This is a genomic window from Nitrobacter sp. CN101 (assembly GCF_055390255.1).
In genome coordinates this window covers 968,444-988,665 of record NZ_AP038833.1, presented here as the reverse complement: position 1 = coordinate 988,665, position 20,222 = coordinate 968,444, and the positions used below count along the sequence as shown (strand labels likewise).

At 58.5% G+C, this 20,222-nt stretch carries 20 protein-coding genes and 1 pseudogene; 7 read left to right on the top strand and 14 right to left on the bottom strand.

Going from position 1 to position 20,222, the window contains the following annotated elements; all coding sequences use genetic code 11:
- The first annotated feature begins 239 nt into the window (after nucleotides 1-239).
- Nucleotides 240-914 (top strand): response regulator transcription factor, encoded by a 675-nt coding sequence (locus ACZ5IL_RS04745; RefSeq protein WP_464595459.1) that lies wholly within the window; start codon nucleotides 240-242, stop codon nucleotides 912-914.
- 163 nt (nucleotides 915-1,077) lie between these two features.
- On the top strand, nucleotides 1,078-2,448 hold the full coding sequence (locus ACZ5IL_RS04740; RefSeq protein WP_464595457.1) for a sensor histidine kinase: 1,371 nt from the start codon (nucleotides 1,078-1,080) through the stop codon (nucleotides 2,446-2,448).
- Between the two features lie 104 nt (nucleotides 2,449-2,552).
- Here the strand turns inward: ACZ5IL_RS04740 and ACZ5IL_RS04735 are convergent, their stop codons facing one another.
- The 4 genes from ACZ5IL_RS04735 to ACZ5IL_RS04720 form a co-directional block, all read right to left on the bottom strand.
- On the bottom strand, nucleotides 2,553-2,864 hold the full coding sequence (locus ACZ5IL_RS04735; protein WP_464595455.1) for a hypothetical protein: 312 nt from the start codon (nucleotides 2,862-2,864) through the stop codon (nucleotides 2,553-2,555).
- Between the two features lie 34 nt (nucleotides 2,865-2,898).
- A complete protein-coding gene (locus ACZ5IL_RS04730) occupies nucleotides 2,899-3,159 on the bottom strand; it encodes a hypothetical protein (RefSeq protein ID WP_464595454.1) in 261 nt (86 codons plus the stop codon).
- Between the two features lie 428 nt (nucleotides 3,160-3,587).
- On the bottom strand, nucleotides 3,588-5,210 hold the full coding sequence (locus ACZ5IL_RS04725) for an ABC-F family ATP-binding cassette domain-containing protein (protein WP_464595453.1): 1,623 nt from the start codon (nucleotides 5,208-5,210) through the stop codon (nucleotides 3,588-3,590).
- 156 nt (nucleotides 5,211-5,366) lie between these two features.
- A complete protein-coding gene (locus ACZ5IL_RS04720) occupies nucleotides 5,367-5,591 on the bottom strand; it encodes a hypothetical protein (RefSeq protein ID WP_464595452.1) in 225 nt (74 codons plus the stop codon).
- A 4-nt stretch (nucleotides 5,592-5,595) separates the two neighbouring features.
- Between ACZ5IL_RS04720 and ACZ5IL_RS04715 the strand changes: the two genes are divergently transcribed.
- Nucleotides 5,596-6,764 (top strand): IS3 family transposase gene (locus tag ACZ5IL_RS04715; RefSeq protein WP_464592339.1). Its coding sequence is split into 2 segments (ribosomal slippage): nucleotides 5,596-5,860 and nucleotides 5,860-6,764, totalling 1,170 coding nucleotides; the frame shifts between segments, so codons are not numbered across the junction.
- 59 nt (nucleotides 6,765-6,823) lie between these two features.
- Here the strand turns inward: ACZ5IL_RS04715 and ACZ5IL_RS04710 are convergent.
- Together ACZ5IL_RS04710 and ACZ5IL_RS04705 are read right to left on the bottom strand one after the other, a co-directional pair.
- Nucleotides 6,824-7,909 carry a PepSY-associated TM helix domain-containing protein gene (locus tag ACZ5IL_RS04710; RefSeq protein ID WP_464596820.1) on the bottom strand — a complete coding sequence of 362 codons (1,086 nt, stop codon included), beginning with the start codon at nucleotides 7,907-7,909 and terminating at the stop codon, nucleotides 6,824-6,826.
- 86 nt (nucleotides 7,910-7,995) lie between these two features.
- Complete coding sequence (locus ACZ5IL_RS04705) at nucleotides 7,996-8,928, bottom strand: TonB-dependent siderophore receptor (RefSeq protein WP_464595451.1); 933 nt, start codon at nucleotides 8,926-8,928, stop codon at nucleotides 7,996-7,998.
- Nucleotides 8,929-8,932: 4 nt separating this feature from the next.
- Here ACZ5IL_RS04705 and ACZ5IL_RS04700 point away from each other — a divergent pair.
- A protein-coding gene (locus tag ACZ5IL_RS04700; RefSeq protein WP_464593319.1) for an IS3 family transposase occupies nucleotides 8,933-10,101 on the top strand; the annotation gives its coding sequence in 2 pieces (ribosomal slippage) (nucleotides 8,933-9,197 and nucleotides 9,197-10,101; 1,170 coding nt in all).
- Between the two features lie 18 nt (nucleotides 10,102-10,119).
- On the opposite strand, the gene ACZ5IL_RS04695 is transcribed toward ACZ5IL_RS04700, so the two are convergent.
- The 8 genes from ACZ5IL_RS04695 to ACZ5IL_RS04660 form a co-directional block, all read right to left on the bottom strand.
- A complete protein-coding gene (locus ACZ5IL_RS04695) occupies nucleotides 10,120-11,607 on the bottom strand; it encodes a TonB-dependent siderophore receptor (RefSeq protein ID WP_464595450.1) in 1,488 nt (495 codons plus the stop codon).
- 616 nt (nucleotides 11,608-12,223) lie between these two features.
- Complete coding sequence (locus tag ACZ5IL_RS04690; RefSeq protein ID WP_464595444.1) at nucleotides 12,224-13,315, bottom strand: IS5 family transposase; 1,092 nt, start codon at nucleotides 13,313-13,315, stop codon at nucleotides 12,224-12,226.
- A gap of 307 nt (nucleotides 13,316-13,622) precedes the next feature.
- Nucleotides 13,623-14,252 carry a response regulator gene (locus tag ACZ5IL_RS04685; protein WP_464595449.1) on the bottom strand — a complete coding sequence of 210 codons (630 nt, stop codon included), beginning with the start codon at nucleotides 14,250-14,252 and terminating at the stop codon, nucleotides 13,623-13,625.
- Nucleotides 14,253-14,427: 175 nt separating this feature from the next.
- Nucleotides 14,428-15,078: a sensor histidine kinase gene (locus tag ACZ5IL_RS04680; RefSeq protein ID WP_464595448.1), complete on the bottom strand. Its 651-nt coding sequence runs from the start codon at nucleotides 15,076-15,078 to the stop codon at nucleotides 14,428-14,430.
- Nucleotides 15,079-15,284: 206 nt separating this feature from the next.
- Nucleotides 15,285-15,410, bottom strand: coding sequence for a hypothetical protein (locus ACZ5IL_RS04675; protein ID WP_464595446.1), 126 nt, complete (start codon nucleotides 15,408-15,410; stop codon nucleotides 15,285-15,287).
- Nucleotides 15,407-16,498, bottom strand: coding sequence for an IS5 family transposase (locus ACZ5IL_RS04670; protein ID WP_464595444.1), 1,092 nt, complete (start codon nucleotides 16,496-16,498; stop codon nucleotides 15,407-15,409). Before ACZ5IL_RS04670 ends, ACZ5IL_RS04675 begins: the two co-directional genes overlap by 4 nt.
- Nucleotides 16,499-16,860: 362 nt before the next feature.
- On the bottom strand, nucleotides 16,861-17,610 hold the full coding sequence (locus ACZ5IL_RS04665; RefSeq protein WP_464595443.1) for a ceramidase domain-containing protein: 750 nt from the start codon (nucleotides 17,608-17,610) through the stop codon (nucleotides 16,861-16,863).
- On the bottom strand, nucleotides 17,610-17,747 hold the full coding sequence (locus ACZ5IL_RS04660) for a hypothetical protein (RefSeq protein ID WP_464595442.1): 138 nt from the start codon (nucleotides 17,745-17,747) through the stop codon (nucleotides 17,610-17,612). The genes ACZ5IL_RS04665 and ACZ5IL_RS04660 overlap by 1 nt, the downstream gene beginning before the upstream one ends.
- A 103-nt stretch (nucleotides 17,748-17,850) precedes the next feature.
- Between ACZ5IL_RS04660 and ACZ5IL_RS04655 the strand changes: the two genes are divergently transcribed.
- The 3 genes and pseudogenes from ACZ5IL_RS04655 to ACZ5IL_RS04645 all read left to right on the top strand — a co-directional run.
- On the top strand, nucleotides 17,851-18,867 hold the full coding sequence (locus tag ACZ5IL_RS04655) for an Lnb N-terminal periplasmic domain-containing protein (protein ID WP_464595440.1): 1,017 nt from the start codon (nucleotides 17,851-17,853) through the stop codon (nucleotides 18,865-18,867).
- Nucleotides 18,868-19,574: 707 nt separating this feature from the next.
- Nucleotides 19,575-19,775, top strand: coding sequence for a hypothetical protein (locus ACZ5IL_RS04650; protein ID WP_464595438.1), 201 nt, complete (start codon nucleotides 19,575-19,577; stop codon nucleotides 19,773-19,775).
- A gap of 206 nt (nucleotides 19,776-19,981) precedes the next feature.
- Nucleotides 19,982-20,164: pseudogene (locus ACZ5IL_RS04645) on the top strand (IS3 family transposase); the annotation flags it as partial.
- Nucleotides 20,165-20,222 lie beyond the last annotated feature (58 nt).

The following is a 20,222-nucleotide window of genomic DNA, read 5'->3' as shown; positions in this document are numbered from 1 at the left end:
TTATGCTGGCTCAAGGCCTTGCCTGTCCCAGCGCTTGTCGCCGATGAGGGCGATGAATCCTCATCACGCGACCGTATATAATAATATAGATTTAACATCTTACGGCAGCCTTACAACGGCAATATGATGACGCTTACACAGAGCTTACAGTCAGGCTTCGGCGCGGCCGGAAAGACACCAGTACCCGCTCGCCCCCTGCAAGTCACGGCAGCAGAAGGGGGAAGGGAGCGTTCGCGCCCATGAGAATCTTGGTCGTCGAGGACAGCGAAGAACTGGCCGACCTTCTGGCGAAGGGAATGCAGGCGGCCGGGTACGGGGTCGATCTTCTCACCAATGTCGCCGATGCCTCCAGCGCACTGGAAACCAATCGTTACGCGGCATTGATCCTGGATCTCGGTCTGCCCGATGGCGATGGACTTTCGATCCTGCGTGAACTGCGGCACCGCAAGGATCCGATCCCTGTCCTTATACTCACGGCACGTGGGGGCGTGGAGGATCGAGTGAGCGGGCTCCGAAGCGGAGCAGACGACTATCTTGTCAAACCTTTTTCTTTTGACGAGCTGGTGGCACGGCTCGAAGCGCTGCTCAGGCGGCCGGGGCAGTTGCTCGGCAGCTCATTGCGGCTTGCTAACGTGACCTTCGACAGCGAAGGCCGGCAAGCTTTTGTCGACATGAAGCCTCAAAACCTATCCGCCCGAGAGATCGCGGTGCTTGAGTTGCTTTTGCGCCGCAAGGGCAACGTCGTTTCCAAGAAGCTTCTCGAAGATCAGATCTTCGGCCTGACCGGAGATGTCGCATCCAATGCCGTCGAGGTTTATGTCCATCGTCTGCGCAAACAGCTCCTGGACATTGGTGCAAAGGTCAAGATCAGCACCATTCGCGGCGTCGGCTATGTGATGATGGAGAGCGACTAGTGTGGTGGTTCGGAAGTTCGCTTTCAGCGTCCAACGAGTCTGCCAGGCGAACTTCTGAACCTAAACCCACACTAGAATTATAAGGTTGCTAGTGTCCCTTTGATTCCGAAGTTCGCATCAAAGGTTGCTGCAAGGGTATGCGAACTTCGGAATCGGGACCTAGATGCCGCTGCGAAGATCAATCCTGTCCCGCATTGTCGTCCTTCATGTTGTCGCGATCATCATTGCAGCGCTTGTATTGCGGTCCATCTTGCACTGGTCGCTGGCAACGGACGTCGCCAAATTCCAGCTGAACAAGATGACGGCCCAAATCGAGATGTTTGCCCGAAATCTAAAGCCTTCGTCGGCGGGAGGATGGTCGCTTAGCCTTCCTGATGGCGCACGCGATCAGTATTCGGAAGCCTATGGCCGCTACAAATATGCAATCATTGACGATACGGGTTCGGTGATCTTCTCATCGAGTCCCAGCAAGAATCCGTTGTTTGCCATCGATTTGAACGCGAACGGCATTGTTCCGCACAACGCCCTGACCCGGGGCGAAGCCAAAACGATCGCCGGTGCCAGCGCGCGCAAGGATATTGGCGACCATCCAGTCTGGATACAAGTTGCAGAAGAGCTGTCGCATAACGACGTGGTCGTCGACGATATCCTGGTCAACTTCCTCCGGCAGGTTGTCTGGATCATCGTTCCAGTTCTTCTTCTCCTGCTTGCTGCTGACATCATCATCTTCCGTCTGGCGATTAGACCGCTACATCGCGCGTCCAGCCGAGCGAGACATATCAGTCCCACGCGTCTTGACGTCCGTTTACCGACCGACGACATGCCTCCCGAAATTCTGCCGCTCGTGGAAGCCGTCAATCAGGCCCTCGATCGGCTTGAGCATGGCTTCCTCGCTCAGCGCGAGTTTGCCGCCAATGCAGCACATGAGATACGAACGCCACTTGCCATCCTTCGCACGAGGATCGAGACCCTCCCGCATGGAGAGGCAAGCCATGCCTTAGGACGGGACGTTGACAACATGAGCCGTGTTGTTGGCCAGTTGCTTGACGCGACGGAGCTCGAGACAGCCGTGGTCGATCCGGATGCGGTCGCGGATATTCACGAGGTTTGCGTCGAAGTTGCGGAATTCATCGCGCCATTGGCCCTGAAGCAAGGAAAGAGCATTGAATTGATGTGCGCCGATGAGCCCGTTCTCGTCAAAGGAAACGCGGAGATGATCCGGCGCGCAACACGAAATCTCGTCGAGAACGCTCTTCATCACACTCCCCAGGAAACGACCATCGAGATCATCGTTACCGCGGACGGCTCGATCAGCGTCATCGACAATGGCGATGGCGTGCCGTTGGCGGATCGCCAATCAATTTTCCAGCGATTCTGGCGGCGATCCCCGCGCACTGCCGGAGGCGCAGGCCTGGGATTATCGATCGTCGAAAAAATTGTAGAAGCGCACGAGGGGAGTGTCTCCGTCGAGGACGCGCCCGGCCATGGCGCCAAATTCACGATGCGCTTCCGGCCGGATGGAAGGGCGCTGTGACGGCGCCTCGCGACCCTCGATTGAGCTTTCGCTCCCAAAACTTGCGGCAGCAGGTTTATAGCTTCCGCGACAATCGCCGCTTCTTACGGGGCCGGGGCGGCGCTTTAGCTCGCGCCCAATTTGCGGCCCGCCGGATCATCCTCACGGATGAGATCGTCATCCGATACGTCGTAACGAACCAACACGGTCGGATGGCCGGCATAATGTGCCGTCTGGAAAAAAGTCTCGGGATGAGTTTCCAAAACAATCTGCTTGGTGGTCATCTCCATATGCAGCAGCGCAAAGGCTTCCTGTGGCTCGTGCCCGACAAAAAGAAAGCCGCTGCCATTCGCCTTGACGCAAGGTCGACCATAGCTGGCCGAACGCTCGGTGCAGGGGAGAGTGAGCGCATAGTCCATTGCCTCTTCAAAAGTCATGGCTTCTCAAAAGTCATGGCTGCCGCTCCCGTAGCTATCGTCCAATGACAAATTTCCCGAAACCCGCGACTGGGGTGTCAAAATTCCGGCTTTCCCCGCCGGGGCCGGTGCTGCTGTCATTGCCAAATGATACCATAGGCATATGCTCGCCGGATTGGAGGCACTGCTCGGCAAGGAGATCGAGGATGAAGATACTGACCGTCGCGTTCGCTCTCGTATCGGCTTTGTTGCTGTGTTGCTCGGGGGCATTCATTACCGCAGCCGATGCGAAGCCCAGGCGGGTTATCATCGTCACGCCTCCAACTCCGCAACCCTACTGGGACTCCTATATCGTTCCGCGATATCGATATCGACCCGAGGACGATCGAGTAGATCCATGTGGCGGACCGGTCGTGCCGGTCATGCGATATGGGGCTCAGGAGACAACTATTCCCGTGTGGCTGGCGAATGATTTGGGTCTTGGCCGTGTGCATGGTCGAGACTGGCCGTGCAGGGGTCGAGGCTTCCGTTAGGCAAAGCAAGCCCGAGAATGAAGCGTGTCTCTCCGCTCCAGGGTGAAGAAACGAAGCCGCGTGGCTTTTGTCGGATCGAGACCGTCCGGCACTTGCCCGACGCCGCAGGAAACGTAGGCCGTTGCAAAACACTCCTCGGCGTTGACTGAAGGAGAGTCCGGGGCATCATGCTGTCGAGCGGCAGGTTTGCGTCAAGAAGCGGCCGCCGCGTTTAGCTGCGCAGCCCCGGCGCTTCCTGGCCCGTGCGTGCGACGTATTCGGTGTAGCCACCGCCATACTGGTGGATGCCCTCGGGCGTCAGTTCCAGCACGCGATTGGAGAGGACGCTGAGGAAATGTCGGTCGTGCGAGACGAACAGCATAGTGCCCTCGAAATCCGACAGTGCTGAGATCAGCATCTCCTTGGTCGCAAGATCGAGATGGTTGGTCGGCTCATCTAGAACCAGAAAATTCGGCGGATCGAACAGCATCTTCGCCATCCCTAGCCGTGCTTTCTCTCCGCCCGACAAAACCCGGCACCGTTTCTCAACGTCGTCGCCGGAAAAGCCGAAGCATCCGGCGAGCGCGCGAAGGCTACCCTGCCCGGCGGTCGGAAACGCATCTTCCAGTGACTGGAATACCGTGCGGTCGCCATTGAGCAATTCCATGGCGTGCTGGGCAAAATAGCCCATCTTGACGCTTCCCCCTACGGCTACCGTGCCGGCGTCGGGCTCGCTCGCGCCGGCTACCAACTTGAGCAGCGTCGACTTGCCGACTCCGTTGACGCCCATCACGCACCAGCGCTCGCGCCGGCGGATCATGAAATCGAACCCGCCATAGATCCGCTTGCCGCCATACCCCTTGTGGATGTTCTTCAAGGCGACAACATCCTCGCCGGAGCGCGGCGCTGGCGGAAAATCGAATGCGATCGTCTGACGGCGCCGAGGCGGCTCCACCCGCTCGATCTTGTCGAGCTTCTTCACCCGGCTTTGGACCTGCGCAGCGTGCGAGGCACGCGCCTTGAATCGCTCGATGAACTTAATCTCCTTGGCGAGCATGGCCTGCTGGCGCTCGAACTGGGCCTGCTGCTGCTTCTGGTTCAGTGCGCGCTGCTGCTCATAGAACTCGTAGTTGCCGGAATAGGTCGTCAGCGAACCAGAGTCGATCTCAACGACCTTGGCGATCACGCGGTTGAGAAACTCGCGATCGTGCGACGTCATCAACAGCGTGCCTTCATAATCTCGGAGGAAGCGTTCAAGCCAGATCAGGCTTTCGAGATCGAGATGGTTGCTCGGCTCGTCCAGCAGCATGACATCGGGGCGCATTAGAAGGATACGCGCCAGCGCCACGCGCATTTTCCAGCCTCCAGAGAGCGCACCGACATCGCCCTCCATCATCTCCTGGCTAAACCCCAGGCCTGACAGCGCCTCGCGCGCTCGGCCATCAAGTGCATAGCCGTCGAGCTCCTCGAAACGATGCTGCACCTCTCCATAGCGCGCAATGATCGTCTCCATCTCGTCGGCGCTATCCGGGGCGGCCATCGCGGCCTCGAGTTTGCGGAGTTCGGCGGCGACCGCGCTGACGGGTCCCGCTCCGTCCATCACCTCCGTTACGGCACTGCGGCCGGACATCTCGCCAACGTCTTGGCTGAAATAACCGATGCTGATGCCGCGATCGATCGAGACCTGCCCTTCGTCGGGCAGTTCCTGGCCTGTGATCATCCGGAACAGCGTGGTCTTGCCGGCCCCGTTCGGACCGACGAGGCCGATTTTCTCGCCCTTGTTGAGCGCCGCCGAGGCTTCGATGAAAAGGATCTGGTGGCCAGCTTGCTTGCTGACGTTGTCGAGGCGGATCATGCGATCTTTTTGCGCAAAAGAAGTATCGCGGTCTCTTAGTCCATGCGGGCGGCAAGGGGAAGCCCGGCCGCAGTCGAGGCGTGAAGCCGAGCGCCAAGTGCGGCCGGCTGAAGATGCGCCTGGGCCGTCCTCCTATTACCCACGCCGCGCGACCGCCTACGTTCCGCGCTGGAAGAAGCCGCAATACAGCGCCACAGGAACGGCCAGAACGATCCACGAAACGCCGTCCCAGATGCCATCGCCGAGTAACGCTGACATCAATCCGACCGTACTCAGGACGGCGATGATGGCCGGCCATGCAAAAATCTCGCGCAGGGTCCTGGTCTGCCCCCTGAAAAGTGGTCCTCCCTGAATTAGGCTATTAGCCGTTAGAGAGGACATTGGAATGCCCCAGAAGAAGCACAAGGCGGAAGAGATCGTCGCGAAGCTGCGCCAGGTCGATGTTTTGCTTTCACAAGGCAGATCGGTTGGCGAAGCGGTTCGTTCGATCGGCGTGACGCAGTTCACGTATTACCGGTGGCGCAAGGAGTTTGGTGGCCTGAAGGGCGATCAGGTAAAGCGCTTGAAAGAGCTTGAGAAAGAGAACGACCGGCTGCGCAAGGCAGTGTCGGACCTGACGCTCGAGAAGCTGATCCTGAAAGAGGCTGCCTCGGGAAACTTCTGAGCCCTTCCCGCCGTCGCCGCTGCGTCGACCATGTCATGGTGAAGTTCTCCGTCTCGGAGCGCTTTGCCTGCAAGGTTCTGGGCCAGCATCGCTCGACCCAGCGCAAGAAGCCGCAAAGCCGACCGGATGAAGAGGCATTGACGACCGACATCATCAGTCTGGCCTTACGCTACGGCCGCTATGGCTATCGCAGGATCACGGCGATGCTGCGGTCCGAGGGTTGGACGGTGAATGCCAAGCGTGTCGAGCGTATCTGGCGGCGGGAGGGGCTGAAGGTTCCTCAGAAACAACCGAAGAGAGGCAGACTCTGGCTGAATGACGGATCGTGCGTCCGGCTTCGGCCCGAGCATCCAAACCATGTTTGGTCCTATGACTTCGTCGAGGGCCGGACCCACAATGGCAGGAAGTTCCGCATGCTCAACATCATCGACGAGTTCACCAGAGAATGTCTGGCGATCCGGATTGATCGCAAGCTCAACTCGACCGACGTCATCGACGTCTTGTCGGACCTGTTCATCCTACGCGGCGTGCCCGGCCACGTTCGTTCTGATAACGGGCCGGAGTTCATCGCCAAGGCAGTGCGAGAGTGGATTGCAGCTGTCGGCGCCAAGACCGCGTTCATCGAGCCCGGAAGCCCTTGGGAGAACGGCTACTGCGAGAGCTTCAACTCGAAGCTTCGCGACGAACTGCTCAACAGTGAGATCTTCTACAGCCTCGCCGAGGCCAAGGTCATCATCGAGGCATGGCGGCGCTACTACAACACCGAGCGACCACACTCATCGCTCGGATATAAACCGCCGGCGCCAGAGGCCATCGCCTGGCCTTCAAAGCCAGCCGGATCGCTTCCGCCAGCAGCGCAAGCAATGGCCGAAAAGCCGATTATGCATTAAGACTGAAACCGGACCACCTCATAGGGACAGGCCAGTCCGATGTCGAGTACGTGCTAGCATCATGGCGACAACATCGGCCGCTTGAAGGCGGCGCCTGCGGGTTCGCACACGCTGCTCTCGCCTGGCTTGCGCCGGCGCAGCCACAGATAGACGCCCGTTCCGAGGACGATAATGGTCATGGCATCGAGCAGCGCCCAGATGATCTTTAGCGGCATCCCGCCATAGTCGCCGAAATGCAGCGGCTGCGAGATGAACAGTGCAGTGACGTACCAGGGCATATCGCGGCTGTCGGTGAGCTTGCCGGTCTCTGCATCGATCAGCGCCGGCTTAAGCAGCCGTGAGGTCAGCGGCGTATCGCCGCGCATGAAGACCGTATAGTGGCTCTTGCTTGAGAAGATCGTGCCGGGAAACGCGATGAACGACGGCGTCATGCCGGGCACGGCCTGCGCGGCCACATCCGTCGCCGCCTGAACCGGGGTCGGGTGCGCGGGCAAGGTGCGGTCGCGATATTGCGCTGTCATCTCGGCGAGCTGGCCGTACTGCCACGCCTTGAGCACGAGGTCGGCCCAGGTGTTGATGACGCCGGTGAATCCCACAACCAGCGTCCACATCACCAGCAGGATGCCGGCAAGGTTATGCAGATCGAGCCAGCGCACCACGCGCGGACGCTCAGAACGATAGACCCCGAAGCTCTGCTTGCGCATCGACGGCGCGTAGACGACGACACCTGATATGATTGCAACGCAGAACAGAATGCCCATTAGCCCGAGAAACAGCTTCCCGGGCAGGCCGGTGAACATATCGGTATGCAGCTTGAGCATGATGAACGTAAAGCGCCCGGTGACGTCAGGCGCGTCGAGATAGGCGCCGGTGTGGGCATCGACCCGGACGATACGGTTGTCGGCCGGATCGGCATCGATGCTCTTGCCGACACTGACCAGCATTGCGTTCGGGTCGTCGCGATCCCAGATCAAGAAATGCGGCACCTGCCCGGGCATCGCCGCCACGGCGCCTGCCACCACGCGATCGAGACTCGCCGGCGGCGTGCCTTGGGGGACGACGGCCGCCTCGACCTGGCCGTGCAGCAGCTCGTCAATCTGTTCGTGGAAGATCAACGGCAGGCCGGTGATGCACAGCATCAGCATGAACAAGGTGCAGATGATGCTGGACCACTTGTGGGTCCAGCTCCATTTGCGCAAGGCTTTTGGTGTCATCCTTTTAGCTCACTAACTCACTTCGAGATCAGCGCGGGATGCGGGTCATCCGCATTCCAGCTATATCTCAGGGTGCCGAGCACGGTGCGGCTCGTGCCCATCGCGCAGTATGCCAATCCAGTCAGGCAGGACTGGACATAGAAACGATCCGCGAGATTGGTTGCGTTGACCTGCATTTTCCAGCCCTTCAAATCCGGCCGCAGATAAGCGAAATCGTAGCTCATGGTTGCGTCGAACAGGGTGTAGGGCGGAACCACGAAGGTATTTCTGGCATCGCCATAGCTGTCGCCAACATAGCGCACGCCCGCGCCGACGCCAAATCCGGCCAGCGGCCCGTTGTACCAAGTGTATTTGGCCCAGAGCGATGCCTGATCGAGCGCCGTGTTCTGCAAATACTTGCCGGCATTGCCTGCAATGCTCCTGGTTATCCGAGGATCCAGGTGACTGTACCCCGCGATCACCTCAAACTCGCGGGTCACGTTGCCCCGCGCCTCGAACTCGAATCCGCGCACCCGCGCCGCATCGGTCTGGGTGTTGAGGAAGGGATTGACCGGGTCGGCGGTAAGGATGTTGTCCTGATTGACATCGAACAGGGCTGCACTCAGCATGAGGTTCATGCCGTTCGGCTTGTATTTGACGCCGATCTCCTTGCCCTCGCCTGTGGTCGGCCTGAATACATTGCCGAAGCGATCGGCGCCGAGGTTCGGCGTGAACGAGGTCGAGTAATTGATGTAGGGGGCCAGCCCGAAATCGAACAGATAGTTCAAGCCGACGCGTCCGGTCTGCGCGGAATCGAGGGTCCTGTAGGTCCCCGCCGGCGGAAAGAACGCGGCGCTGGTGAACCCGGAGCTGACCCAGTCCTGCCGGCCGCCAAGCTGGAGGGACAGGCTGGTCTGCCCCCTGAAAAGTGGTCCTCCCTGAATTAGGCTATTAGCCGTTAGAGAGGACATTGGAATGCCCCAGAAGAAGCACAAGGCGGAAGAGATCGTCGCGAAGCTGCGCCAGGTCGATGTTTTGCTTTCACAAGGCAGATCGGTTGGCGAAGCGGTTCGTTCGATCGGCGTGACGCAGTTCACGTATTACCGGTGGCGCAAGGAGTTTGGTGGCCTGAAGGGCGATCAGGTAAAGCGCTTGAAAGAGCTTGAGAAAGAGAACGACCGGCTGCGCAAGGCAGTGTCGGACCTGACGCTCGAGAAGCTGATCCTGAAAGAGGCTGCCTCGGGAAACTTCTGAGCCCTTCCCGCCGTCGCCGCTGCGTCGACCATGTCATGGTGAAGTTCTCCGTCTCGGAGCGCTTTGCCTGCAAGGTTCTGGGCCAGCATCGCTCGACCCAGCGCAAGAAACCGCAAAGCCGACCGGATGAAGAGGCATTGACGACCGACATCATCAGTCTGGCCTTACGCTACGGCCGCTATGGCTATCGCAGGATCACGGCGATGCTGCGGTCCGAGGGTTGGACGGTGAATGCCAAGCGTGTCGCGCGTATCTGGCGGCGGGAGGGGCTGAAGGTTCCTCAGAAACAACCGAAGAGAGGCAGACTCTGGCTGAATGACGGATCGTGCGTCCGGCTTCGGCCCGAGCATCCAAACCATGTTTGGTCCTATGACTTCGTCGAGGGCCGGACCCACAATGGCAGGAAGTTCCGCATGCTCAACATCATCGACGAGTTCACCAGAGAATGTCTGGCGATCCGGATTGATCGCAAGCTCAACTCGACCGACGTCATCGACGTCTTGTCGGACCTGTTCATCCTACGCGGCGTGCCCGGCCACGTTCGTTCTGATAACGGGCCGGAGTTCATCGCCAAGGCAGTGCGAGAGTGGATTGCAGCTGTCGGCGCCAAGACCGCGTTCATCGAGCCCGGAAGCCCTTGGGAGAACGGCTACTGCGAGAGCTTCAACTCGAAGCTTCGCGACGAACTGCTCAACAGTGAGATCTTCTACAGCCTCGCCGAGGCCAAGGTCATCATCGAGGCATGGCGGCGCTACTACAACACCGAGCGACCACACTCATCGCTCGGATATAAACCGCCGGCGCCAGAGGCCATCGCCTGGCCTTCAAAGCCAGCCGGATCGCTTCCGCCAGCAGCGCAAGCAATGGCCGAAAAGCCGATTATGCATTAAGACTGAAACCGGACCACCTCATAGGGGCAGGCCAAGGCGATCCCACTTGATCTGGTCCTGCAAATAGAGACCGGCCTGACTCTGGCTATCGGAGCGCAGGATGAACGGCGACAGTGAGGCAAACGACGGAACTGCCGCGCCATAGACCGGGGCAAAGGCGTCGATCGGCGCAATTCCCGCGCTACGGTAGTCAGTGCCTGCCGACAGATTGAAGTAGTCGAACCCGGCCAGGACCTTGTGTACGAGAGGCCCGGTTCTGAAATCCGCCTGCAGATGGTTGTCGAGCGTGTAGTTGCTGGCGTTGGCGAGGACATAGTTATAGGTGCGCGTGACGAGTCGGTTGCCCAGCATTCCTTCGCTCCGGGTCGAAGCAAGGTTGTTATCGACGTTGGTGTACCGGAAGTTCTGCCTGAATTGCAGGTTGTTGTCGAAATGGTGTTCGAATTCGTATCCGACCGCCCATTGTTCCAGCTTGAAGCGGTCAGGGCCCGGCTCGCCGATATAGCGGCTGTAGGGAACGTGACCGTTGGGGTTCGGCAGGAACGACACCTGCCCCGGCACGTATTGTTGATAACCCTTGTTGTCGATCTTCGAGTACTGCGACAGGATCGTGAAGCTGGTGTCGGCGGTCGGCCGCCAAGTCAGGCTAGGCGCAAAGAATATCTTGTTGTCGGTCATGAAGTCGGTTTGCGTGTTGGAATCGCGACCGAGGCCGACGAGCCGATAGAGGAACTCACCGTTTTTATCGACGGGACCGCCGACGTCGAACGCCCCTTGCAAGCGTCCGAACGAACCGAAAGTGCCTAAGACATCGTAATGCGGCGTTTCCGTCGGCCTTTTGCTGACCATGTTGATGAGACCGCCGGGATTGGATTGACCGTAAAGCCCGGACGACGGCCCTTTCAGCACCTCTAGTCGCTCGAGGCCATAAGGCTCAATGCGCGGCACCGCAAATGTCGTGGCATCGTTCGGCAATCGCAACCCGTCGAGAAAACGCGGGGCATCGAACCCTCTCAGCCTCAGGGAGTCAAAGAAGGTGTTGGCGCCAAAACTCAGAAGCGAGATACCGGGCGTGTAGCGCAAGGCATCGTTGACGCTCTGCACGCCCTGTGCGGTGATCTGGTCCTGCGTGACCACCGAGATCGACTGCGGTGTCTCCAGGATCGGCGTATCGGTCTTGGTCGCTGTCGCGCTGAAATTCGCAAGGTAACCGTTCACATGCCCCCTTGCTCGTTCGACACCGGCGCCGGCATTGTCTTGCGGGACAACCACCTGACGTTGCGTAGACGCCGCGGCCGCGCGGCTCGTCTGCTGCGAACGTGCCGTAGCCCGAGCGGGTTTTGCCCGGCGTACCGGCCGCTGCTGCGGCGCGACGACCGTGACCGGCGGCAGCTCGGACTGCGCAAAGCCCTCATCCGGCAAACCTATCGACAGTGCGACGATACTGACCGTTCCCAGACATACGGATCTTAAATTCGCTCTCAACATCAAATTCGCTAACAGCATTGTGACCAGCCCAACATTTCGCCCGCTTATCCGGACCTGCAGGGGTCTCCCTAAACACCGCGTTCTGCACTGTCGACCGATCGACGATTAGAGTATCTATAAACATGCAGCTTAAATCCAAAATGTTGCATTTATGCCTGCCGCACAGGGGTTTCTGCGCGCAGATTTGAATTAGTATAATTCCAAATACGAAGACGTCATGCGGTTTGTACCGCGCCGATCCGCTCGCGGGTCACATCGCCATCTTGAACCTACTCGAAAATGTTGCTGTGAAGACCATCAGGTCGTCCGACCCTGCTCACCGGGCTTGCAATCTGTAGAAGCCCTGTAAGCGTCGTCGACGACTCTTCAGAAACTGAGACGAGACCTGCGCGCTGAGATTCACACTCGGCGCTGTCCAGATTTTGACAGAGGAAGTTCTCTTCTCACGCATCGCGGCGAGTAGAGGCAACACCAGATAGCTAAGGCATCATTTAATCGTTTGCCAAACTATTAGCAGGCTGTTGAAGAAGTGTTCGGTCTGGCTTTGGGGATGGCTTGATCGCCGTTGTGATAGGCGAATGCGATCTGGATTGAGCCGCCGTCGAGCAGTTTGGCGTGGCCGTGAGACGGCGGGTCATGCTGGCACCGCCATGAGCTTCGGCAATCGCACCAGATTGTAAGCGGCGGCTGCGAAGGTGAAGGCCCATCCGACGCGGTCGCGGCCACGGAAGCGGGTCTTGTCCTGGCGGGCAACCATCTTGATCCAGCCGAACGCTTCCTCAATGCGCTTGCGGAGACGCTGGCTGATGGCATAGCCGCGGTGCCGCGTCGTGCGCCCGTCGATCGCCGAGCTTCGGCTGCTTGTGTTCTGCGCCACGTGCGGCGTCACCTTCATCGCGCGCAACTCGTTGACGAAGTCCTCCGTGTCATAGGCCTTATCAGCGCCAAGTGTGATGGCCAGGGGCCGGTCGGCGCGAGGTTCGATCATGTGCAACGCCGCCACCCGCTCGGCATGTCCGCCGGCCAGCGTCAGGCAGGCGTCGACCAACAGGCCATGGCGGTTCTCCATCAGCCCATGACCCATGAAGCATAGCTTCGCCTCCTTGCCCTTGCCCTTCTTGTAGAGCCTTGCGTCCGGATCGGTGGTCGAAGCATGCGTGTCGTTAGTCCGCTTCTCGCCGTGGAAGTCGGCTTCGGCATTGCGCCCGACGCCGCCGGCCGGCGGCTCGCCAGAGCCGTCCTTCGGTTTGACGCTCTTCGTCGAAGCCCAGGCCTCGATCAGCGTGCCGTCGACCGAGAAGTGATCGCTCGACAGCAGCTTCTCCACCTTGGGCTGGGCCAGCACCGCACTCAGGAACTTGGCCGCGATGTCGCCCTCAAGCAGCCGGTCGCGGTTCTTCGAGAACACCGAATGGTCCCAGGCTGGATCGTCGACGCCGATGCCCACGAACCAGCGGAACAGAAGGTCGTATTCCAGCCGCTCCATAGGCAACCGCTCCGAGCGGATCGAGTAGAACGCCTGCAACAGCATCGCCCTGAGCAACTTCTCGGGTGGGATCGACGGCCGCCCGAGTGGCGAATACAGCGCCGCGAACTCCCGCTCCAAAGCGACAAGCGCTTCATTCACAATTACCCGGATGGCGCGAAGCGGGTGATCGCGCCGAACCCGCGCCTCCAGATCAACGTAGCTGAACAACTCGCCAGTCAGATTGTCACCACCGCGCACCCATCAGATCCAAATCGCTTCAAAGCCAATGAATCATGCTCACAGCTCGGCCGCGACTGGCCTTTTTCAACAGCCTGCTAGACGGCCCGGCAGCGAACTCGAGATGCCGATTTCCTGCCCCCGGCCTCTACAGAGAATCCCCGGGCGGACCCAGCTGGCCTGGGTGGAGAAAATGAGGATGCGTTTACCCTAGCCGGCGAATTCCCACGCCGCAAAGAGGGCAAGGTGTGAGTTCTTCCGAGGCTCCTCTTGGCCTTTTACAGCTTCTCCTCGACAAACTTGTCGAGTAAGGGCCGTCACTGGTCGTTCAGTTTTCGATCAGATTGGCCCTGATCGCGTAGCGCACCAGCCCAGCGATTGAATTGACGCCCAACTTACCCATCGCCGATGCCCGGTGCGTCTCCGTGGTCTTCACGCTCGAATTCAGAATCGCGCTGATACCCTTGTTGCTATACCCTTCGGCCACGAGCTTGACGACGAGCCGCTCGCGTGGCGAAAGCTTCGCATGTCCTTCGCCCACGTCCACCGACTTTCGGCGCGATTCAACGCAAAATCGTCCGTCAACGAAGGGCTTGCGTGCCATGACGGCCTCGACGGCCGCCAACAGCAGTTTGTTCGCGTCGGACTTAGCCAGGAATGCGCAAGCGCCGGCTTGAAACGCCTCTTGCGCCAGCACTTCGGATTCATGCACGGTAAAAATCAAGACCTCCGTCTCCGGAAGATGCTTCTTGATCCTTCTTGCGACTTCCACTCCCGTCATGCGCGGCATGAAAAAGTCGACAATCGCAACATCCGGCCGCTCCTCGAGAGCCGCCTCGAATGCCGTTCTTCCGTCGGACGCTTCGGCAACTATCTTCCAACCTGGGCGCTGCTCCAGCACCGCTCGCAGTCCGGAGCGCACAGCATGATGATCGTCAGCTATGAGGATTCGCTTCACGAGAGGACCTAGCCCCGCATTCTGTTGTCGAGAAGAGCCAAACTGACGATGGGCGCTGTCGCCTGACAGCCTTTAAGTTCACCGGTCGTTCCGGTCGATCGCAGAAACGTATGGAAAAGTCGCGCGCAGAGCGGTTCCTCGATGTCCCGTCGTCAGCGCAGACAATATCTCCAGCTTACCCCCATCTCCTGCAGTCTGGCTTGCATGATGCGCAGCCCGTCCCAAGCGCCGGTGAGGGCGCACGATGGACGCCATCCCTGGCGGTCATGCCTCGGCCGTCGTCGCGAATCTCTAACTTGAATTTCCGTGCTCGCGTTCCGATCGTTATGTCGACCCTCGTCGCGTCGGCATGACGGTAAACGTTCGTCAGGCCTTCCTGAACGATCCTCATCAGCGATCGCTGCTGCTCACACGACAGACTGTCTACTTCGGGCGATATCGAGACCTCGACAATCAACGACGATCGAGCTGAAAACCCTTCGGCGTATTGCTCGATCGTCGCCTTGAGTCCTCCCTCGAACAGGCAAAGGGGTTGCAGCAAATATGCGAGAGAACGCAGCTCCTTTAGAGCGAGATTAATGGAGAGGTCGACTTGTTCGCAATGTCCCTCAGCCTTCCGTGGATCTTTGAGCGCGTACATCACCTGCATCAGGCTCAGGCTCGCCGCTACCAGATGTTGGCACGTCGAATCATGCAGCTCCGACGCAATCTGCCGATGAAGCTGTTCCTGGAATGCAGCGAGCTCCGACCTCAGTTTACCTATCCGCCTCGACTCTCCAGAGGCCTTTCCAAGATTCGGACTGAGCAATGAATTCTGAAAGGACATGGCACCCTCGCTTTTCTCCAGCACCAATCGGGCTGCTGGTTCTCAGGCGCATTTAGACAAACATTTAAATAGTAGAGCCCACCATTGGGCTACAGGCCTTCCGCCAGCCGCCATCAGTATAAACGATTACGGAGAATCCCGTTAGGCAAAGAATCTCTGCAACGTGCAGACCGTCCTAAATCTCCGATCTCAAATGCCGCGCCGGTCTAGCAGGCTGTTGAAGAAGTGTTCTGTCTGGCTTTGGGGATGGCTTGATCGCCGTTGTGATAGGCGAATGCGATCTGGATTGAGCCGTTGAGCAGTTTGGCGTGGCCGTGAGACGGCGCGGTCATGCTGGCACCGCCATGAGCTTCGGCAATCGCACCAGATTGTAAGCGGCGGCTGCGAAGGTGAAGGCCCATCCGACGCGGTCGCGGCCACGGAAGCGGGTCTTGTCCTGGCGGGCAACCATCTTGATCCAGCCGAACGCTTCCTCAATGCGCTTGCGGAGACGCTGGCTGATGGCATAGCCGCGGTGCCGCGTCGTGCGCCCGTCGATCGCCGAGCTTCGGCTGCTTGTGTTCTGCGCCACGTGCGGCGTCACCTTCATCGCGCGCAACTCGTTGACGAAGTCCTCCGTGTCATAGGCCTTATCAGCGCCAAGTGTGATGGCCAGGGGCCGGTCGGCGCGAGGTTCGATCATGTGCAACGCCGCCACCCGCTCGGCATGTCCGCCGGCCAGCGTCAGGCAGGCGTCGACCAACAGGCCATGGCGGTTCTCCATCAGCCCATGACCCATGAAGCATAGCTTCGCCTCCTTGCCCTTGCCCTTCTTGTAGAGCCTTGCGTCCGGATCGGTGGTCGAAGCATGCGTGTCGTTAGTCCGCTTCTCGCCGTGGAAGTCGGCTTCGGCATTGCGCCCGACGCCGCCGGCCGGCGGCTCGCCAGAGCCGTCCTTCGGTTTGACGCTCTTCGTCGAAGCCCAGGCCTCGATCAGCGTGCCGTCGACCGAGAAGTGATCGCTCGACAGCAGCTTCTCCACCTTGGGCTGGGCCAGCACCGCACTCAGGAACTTGGCCGCGATGTCGCCCTCAAGCAGCCGGTCGCGGTTCTTCGAGAACACCGAATGGTCCCAGGCTGGATCGTCGACGCCGATGCCCACGAACCAGCGGAACAGAAGGTCGTATTCCAGCCGCTCCATAGGCAACCGCTCCGAGCGGATCGAGTAGAACGCCTGCAACAGCATCGCCCTGAGCAACTTCTCGGGTGGGATCGACGGCCGCCCGAGTGGCGAATACAGCGCCGCGAACTCCCGCTCCAAAGCGACAAGCGCTTCATTCACAATTACCCGGATGGCGCGAAGCGGGTGATCGCGCCGAACCCGCGCCTCCAGATCAACGTAGCTGAACAACTCGCCAGTCAGATTGTCACCACCGCGCACCCATCAGATCCAAATCGCTTCAAAGCCAATGAATCATGCTCACAGCTCGGCCGCGACTGGCCTTTTTCAACAGCCTGCTAGGCGCCGATATAGCTGTTGAACGGCTCATCGACGCCCACGCCGACATGAGCCCTACCCCCGGAAAATTCCAGCGCTCGCTGGCTTAGACTCGGAAAGCACTTCACCTGAAGCCGGGGCCCAACTTAATCCTTGGCCTGAATTCAGGGGAGCACGTCAATGTGGCTGGCAAAATGCTGTACCTTACGGCATTGGCCGCGCACAGGATTTCACTGCAACAATCGTCCACCGCAATTAACCAGAATCGACGCCAGGCGATAGTAACGGAGAGATACGCAGTGGAGCTAAACGCGACCAGCAATGGTTTGCAGCGGTCGTCTTACCTGGAATAGCCTCAGGATCGCGAAGCAAGCGGCCGCTGCGGCAAAGTGCTTCAGCGTATGCCCGCTCAAAAACCCACCAAACGAATAGACCTGGTGATCAAAACGCTCCAGCAATTTCGCAAATGCGTAAAGCACTGCGGCGACACCCCAATATGGAGCACCTGTATATTTCGGTGTAAAAAGACTCAAGATCAAAACCAATGCAGTGAACGGAAAAAACTGCGCCCACGCATAGAGTCGCAAATCATCGGTCCAGCGCCATAGAAGAAGACTGAAAATGCCGGCTGCAAGCAGCGGGCGCAGCAACGCCGCGCCGGCCTTCACATCGACACGCTCCTCGACCACTGCAGAAAGTATTGCCGCGAAGCAGAGTGTCATCGGCAATCGATCCCAGAACAACGTCTGATCATTCGGATTGAGATGATAATAGGAAGACCCGAATCCGGTCAGAAAAATTCCGCCAAATAACACAAAGGTCGTTGCATTACGCCAAAATTGCGCAAGACCAATTACGCCAACAACAATAAAAGGAAGATTAGACGCGACATTCCAGAAATTAGGTATGCCGAACCATTCGCGCTGGTCGGCAAACTGATGATAATTTTGATCCTGCAGCAAAGGAGGAAGCGGCAGCAACGCCACAAGGGTAACGACCATCAAACCATACAGAAACGGTATCGGCCGATCTCGAACTATCTTGCTAACTTCCATCAGCTATACGCCTTTAGAAATAGTGTCGGAACGCCCGCGACGATGTAGCGCTCGAAGGCGAAAATCGCAATGGCAGCCGGCAGCAAAAGCTGAAGCGTCAAGCAATAGCGATCCGGCAGACCGCGCTTAGCGAGCAAGGCATGGCCGATGTCCGTCTTCTGCCTTGCCCTCAATCATGATATCTGATGCAATCTTGCGTTCGGCATCCGTGATAGTTCGACGACGCTGGTGGAAGAAGCCATGAGTGTGCTTTTGAGATTTCTGACTTCATCTTTGCGCTGGCTGATGAAGGCTTTTGGCTCTTTCTGTCTCGCTCTGGCCCTGACATGGGCGACTCTGGCCATCTACTATTCAAACCTCCCATGGCCCGGACTGCGCATCGCGCTCGCGATAGTCTTTGCAGCGTTCACGATTTGGGCCATCTGGTTTTCCCATCGGCGACGCATGTCCGTGATGGCAGCTCTGCTGTTCGTCGGCGTGGTCGCATGGTGGATAGCCATTCCCCCTTCGCATGATCGTCCCTGGCGACAGGAAGTCGCGGTGATGCCACGAGCCATCATCGACGGCGACAATGTACACTTCACTGGCGTCCGCGACTTCGACTATCGCAGCCGGAGCGACTTCACGGTCCGTTACCTGGAGCGGGATGTTCAGCTATCTCATCTGACCGGTCTCGACTTCTACGTAGCCTACTTTGCTGAGGGGCCGGTCGGGCACACCTTCGTGAGCTTCATATTCGACAATGCCGAGCCGGTGAGCATCTCCATCGAAACACGGCCGGAGGTTGGCGAAGGCTTTGCGCCCGTCGCCTCCCTCTTCAAGCAATTTGAATTGATCTACATAGTCGGCAGCGAACGTGACTTGGTGGGCGTGCGTACCAATCACCGGCACGAGCCAGTATATCTTTATCGCCTGAATACCTCTGCGGAGAGTGCGCGCCGACTATTTCTTGTCTATTTGAACCGGATCAACGAACTTGCCGATACGCCTGAATTCTATCACCTGCTGACCAATAGCTGCACCATCAATATTATCCGCTACGCCAATGCGGCAGGTAGACAGGGGCGGTTTGATATCCGCCACCTGCTCAACGGCTTGATCGATAGCTATCTTTACCACTCTGGCCGAGTGGACACGACGTTGCCGTTCGAAGAACTGAGGCGACGTTCTCTCATCAATGAGGCCGCGCAGGCCGCCGACGGGAAATCAGATTTTTCTGAGCTCATCCGGGTCAATCTGCCAACGATTCCGCGATGAATTCTCGCTTCGCATCGTTATTCCCGGATATTCTTTTCTGGAGCTATCAAATCCGATGCAGGCAAACGAGAAAGCGGGACACGCCCCCTCAGGTACCCGTGAGGGCACCGGAAACGGCATCACACAATCCGGTAGGTTGGTGGAATGACGAACGCGCAGGCCGCCCTCGAATAGCGCACCAAACAGAAATATCCACGAATTTGGATGTAGGCGAAGCTCTCCACACGCCTAACCAGCAGATTGATCTGACGCGTACCCTGATAGGGCTGTCGGGAGACGAGCTAACTTCTCCGAATGAAGATGTGCATTGCATGCCAATCATAGGTAATCTGTTTTCATAGGCAATCTGTTTTTTCCTCATGCGATCTCAATTGTCTTCCGATGAAAAGTGACGCCGCGTCGCCCCGCGGATGTCCTTGACCACATGTTCGGCGGAGCGCTTGCCGCCAGTCAACTTCGCATTCATGTTCCTTCCTTCGTCGACGACGAGAACTGAACACTTCTTAAATCATACCCTCAATTCTGTGCCATAGGCGCTGATCCCGGATAGTAGAAGCCTTGGACTGGAATGTAGTCCATGATATCATTTGAGTATGTAATACCTAGCGCCTGACGGGTCGGATGGATGCCTCAGGATGAATCATGGCGCAGGGAACGGTGCGGTCGCGTTTTTTGCTATACGTGGTGATGACAGGAGTTATAGGGCCATGGCTGCAACAGAGCTGGACGATACGACTGATGCGTTCCTTAGGGAAGCCGCGCAGCATGCAATCGACGACGTGGTCCATTACTTCGAGCACTTCGCGGGCGCACCAAATCGGACGCGTAATGCCGTGATTGATATGCTTGTCGGCAAGCTGGAGAGCCTGAGGGATGCATCACAGACCGGCACAAACAAAGTCGATTGAGAAAATGTCTACGCCGATCGTCATCAGCCCTTGAAGCGTTTGCCCCGCGATCATGAAGCGGTGACGCCTTAGCGATACATTCCACCTCCCTCATAGTCAAAACATCATGCGCACATCAGGGCTGGCGGGCCTACGGTGCTGCCCGACTTATTGCTGCCTCGTGGTCTCTCCCGTGCGATTGCAGTAGCGTACATCGGCGTCTCTCCGTCTCGGAGCGCATTGCCTGCAAGGTTCTGGACCAGCATCGCTCGACCCAGCGCAAGAAGCTGCAGAGCCGACCGGATGAAGAGGTGTTGACGACCGACACCATATGTCTGGTCTCACGCTACGGCCGCTATGGATATCGCAGGATCACGGCGATGCTGTGGTCCGAGGGTTGGGCGGTGAATACCATCCCGCGCGCCAATGTTTCTACTGACCTACTCATCGCCTCAGCGCTTCACCGAA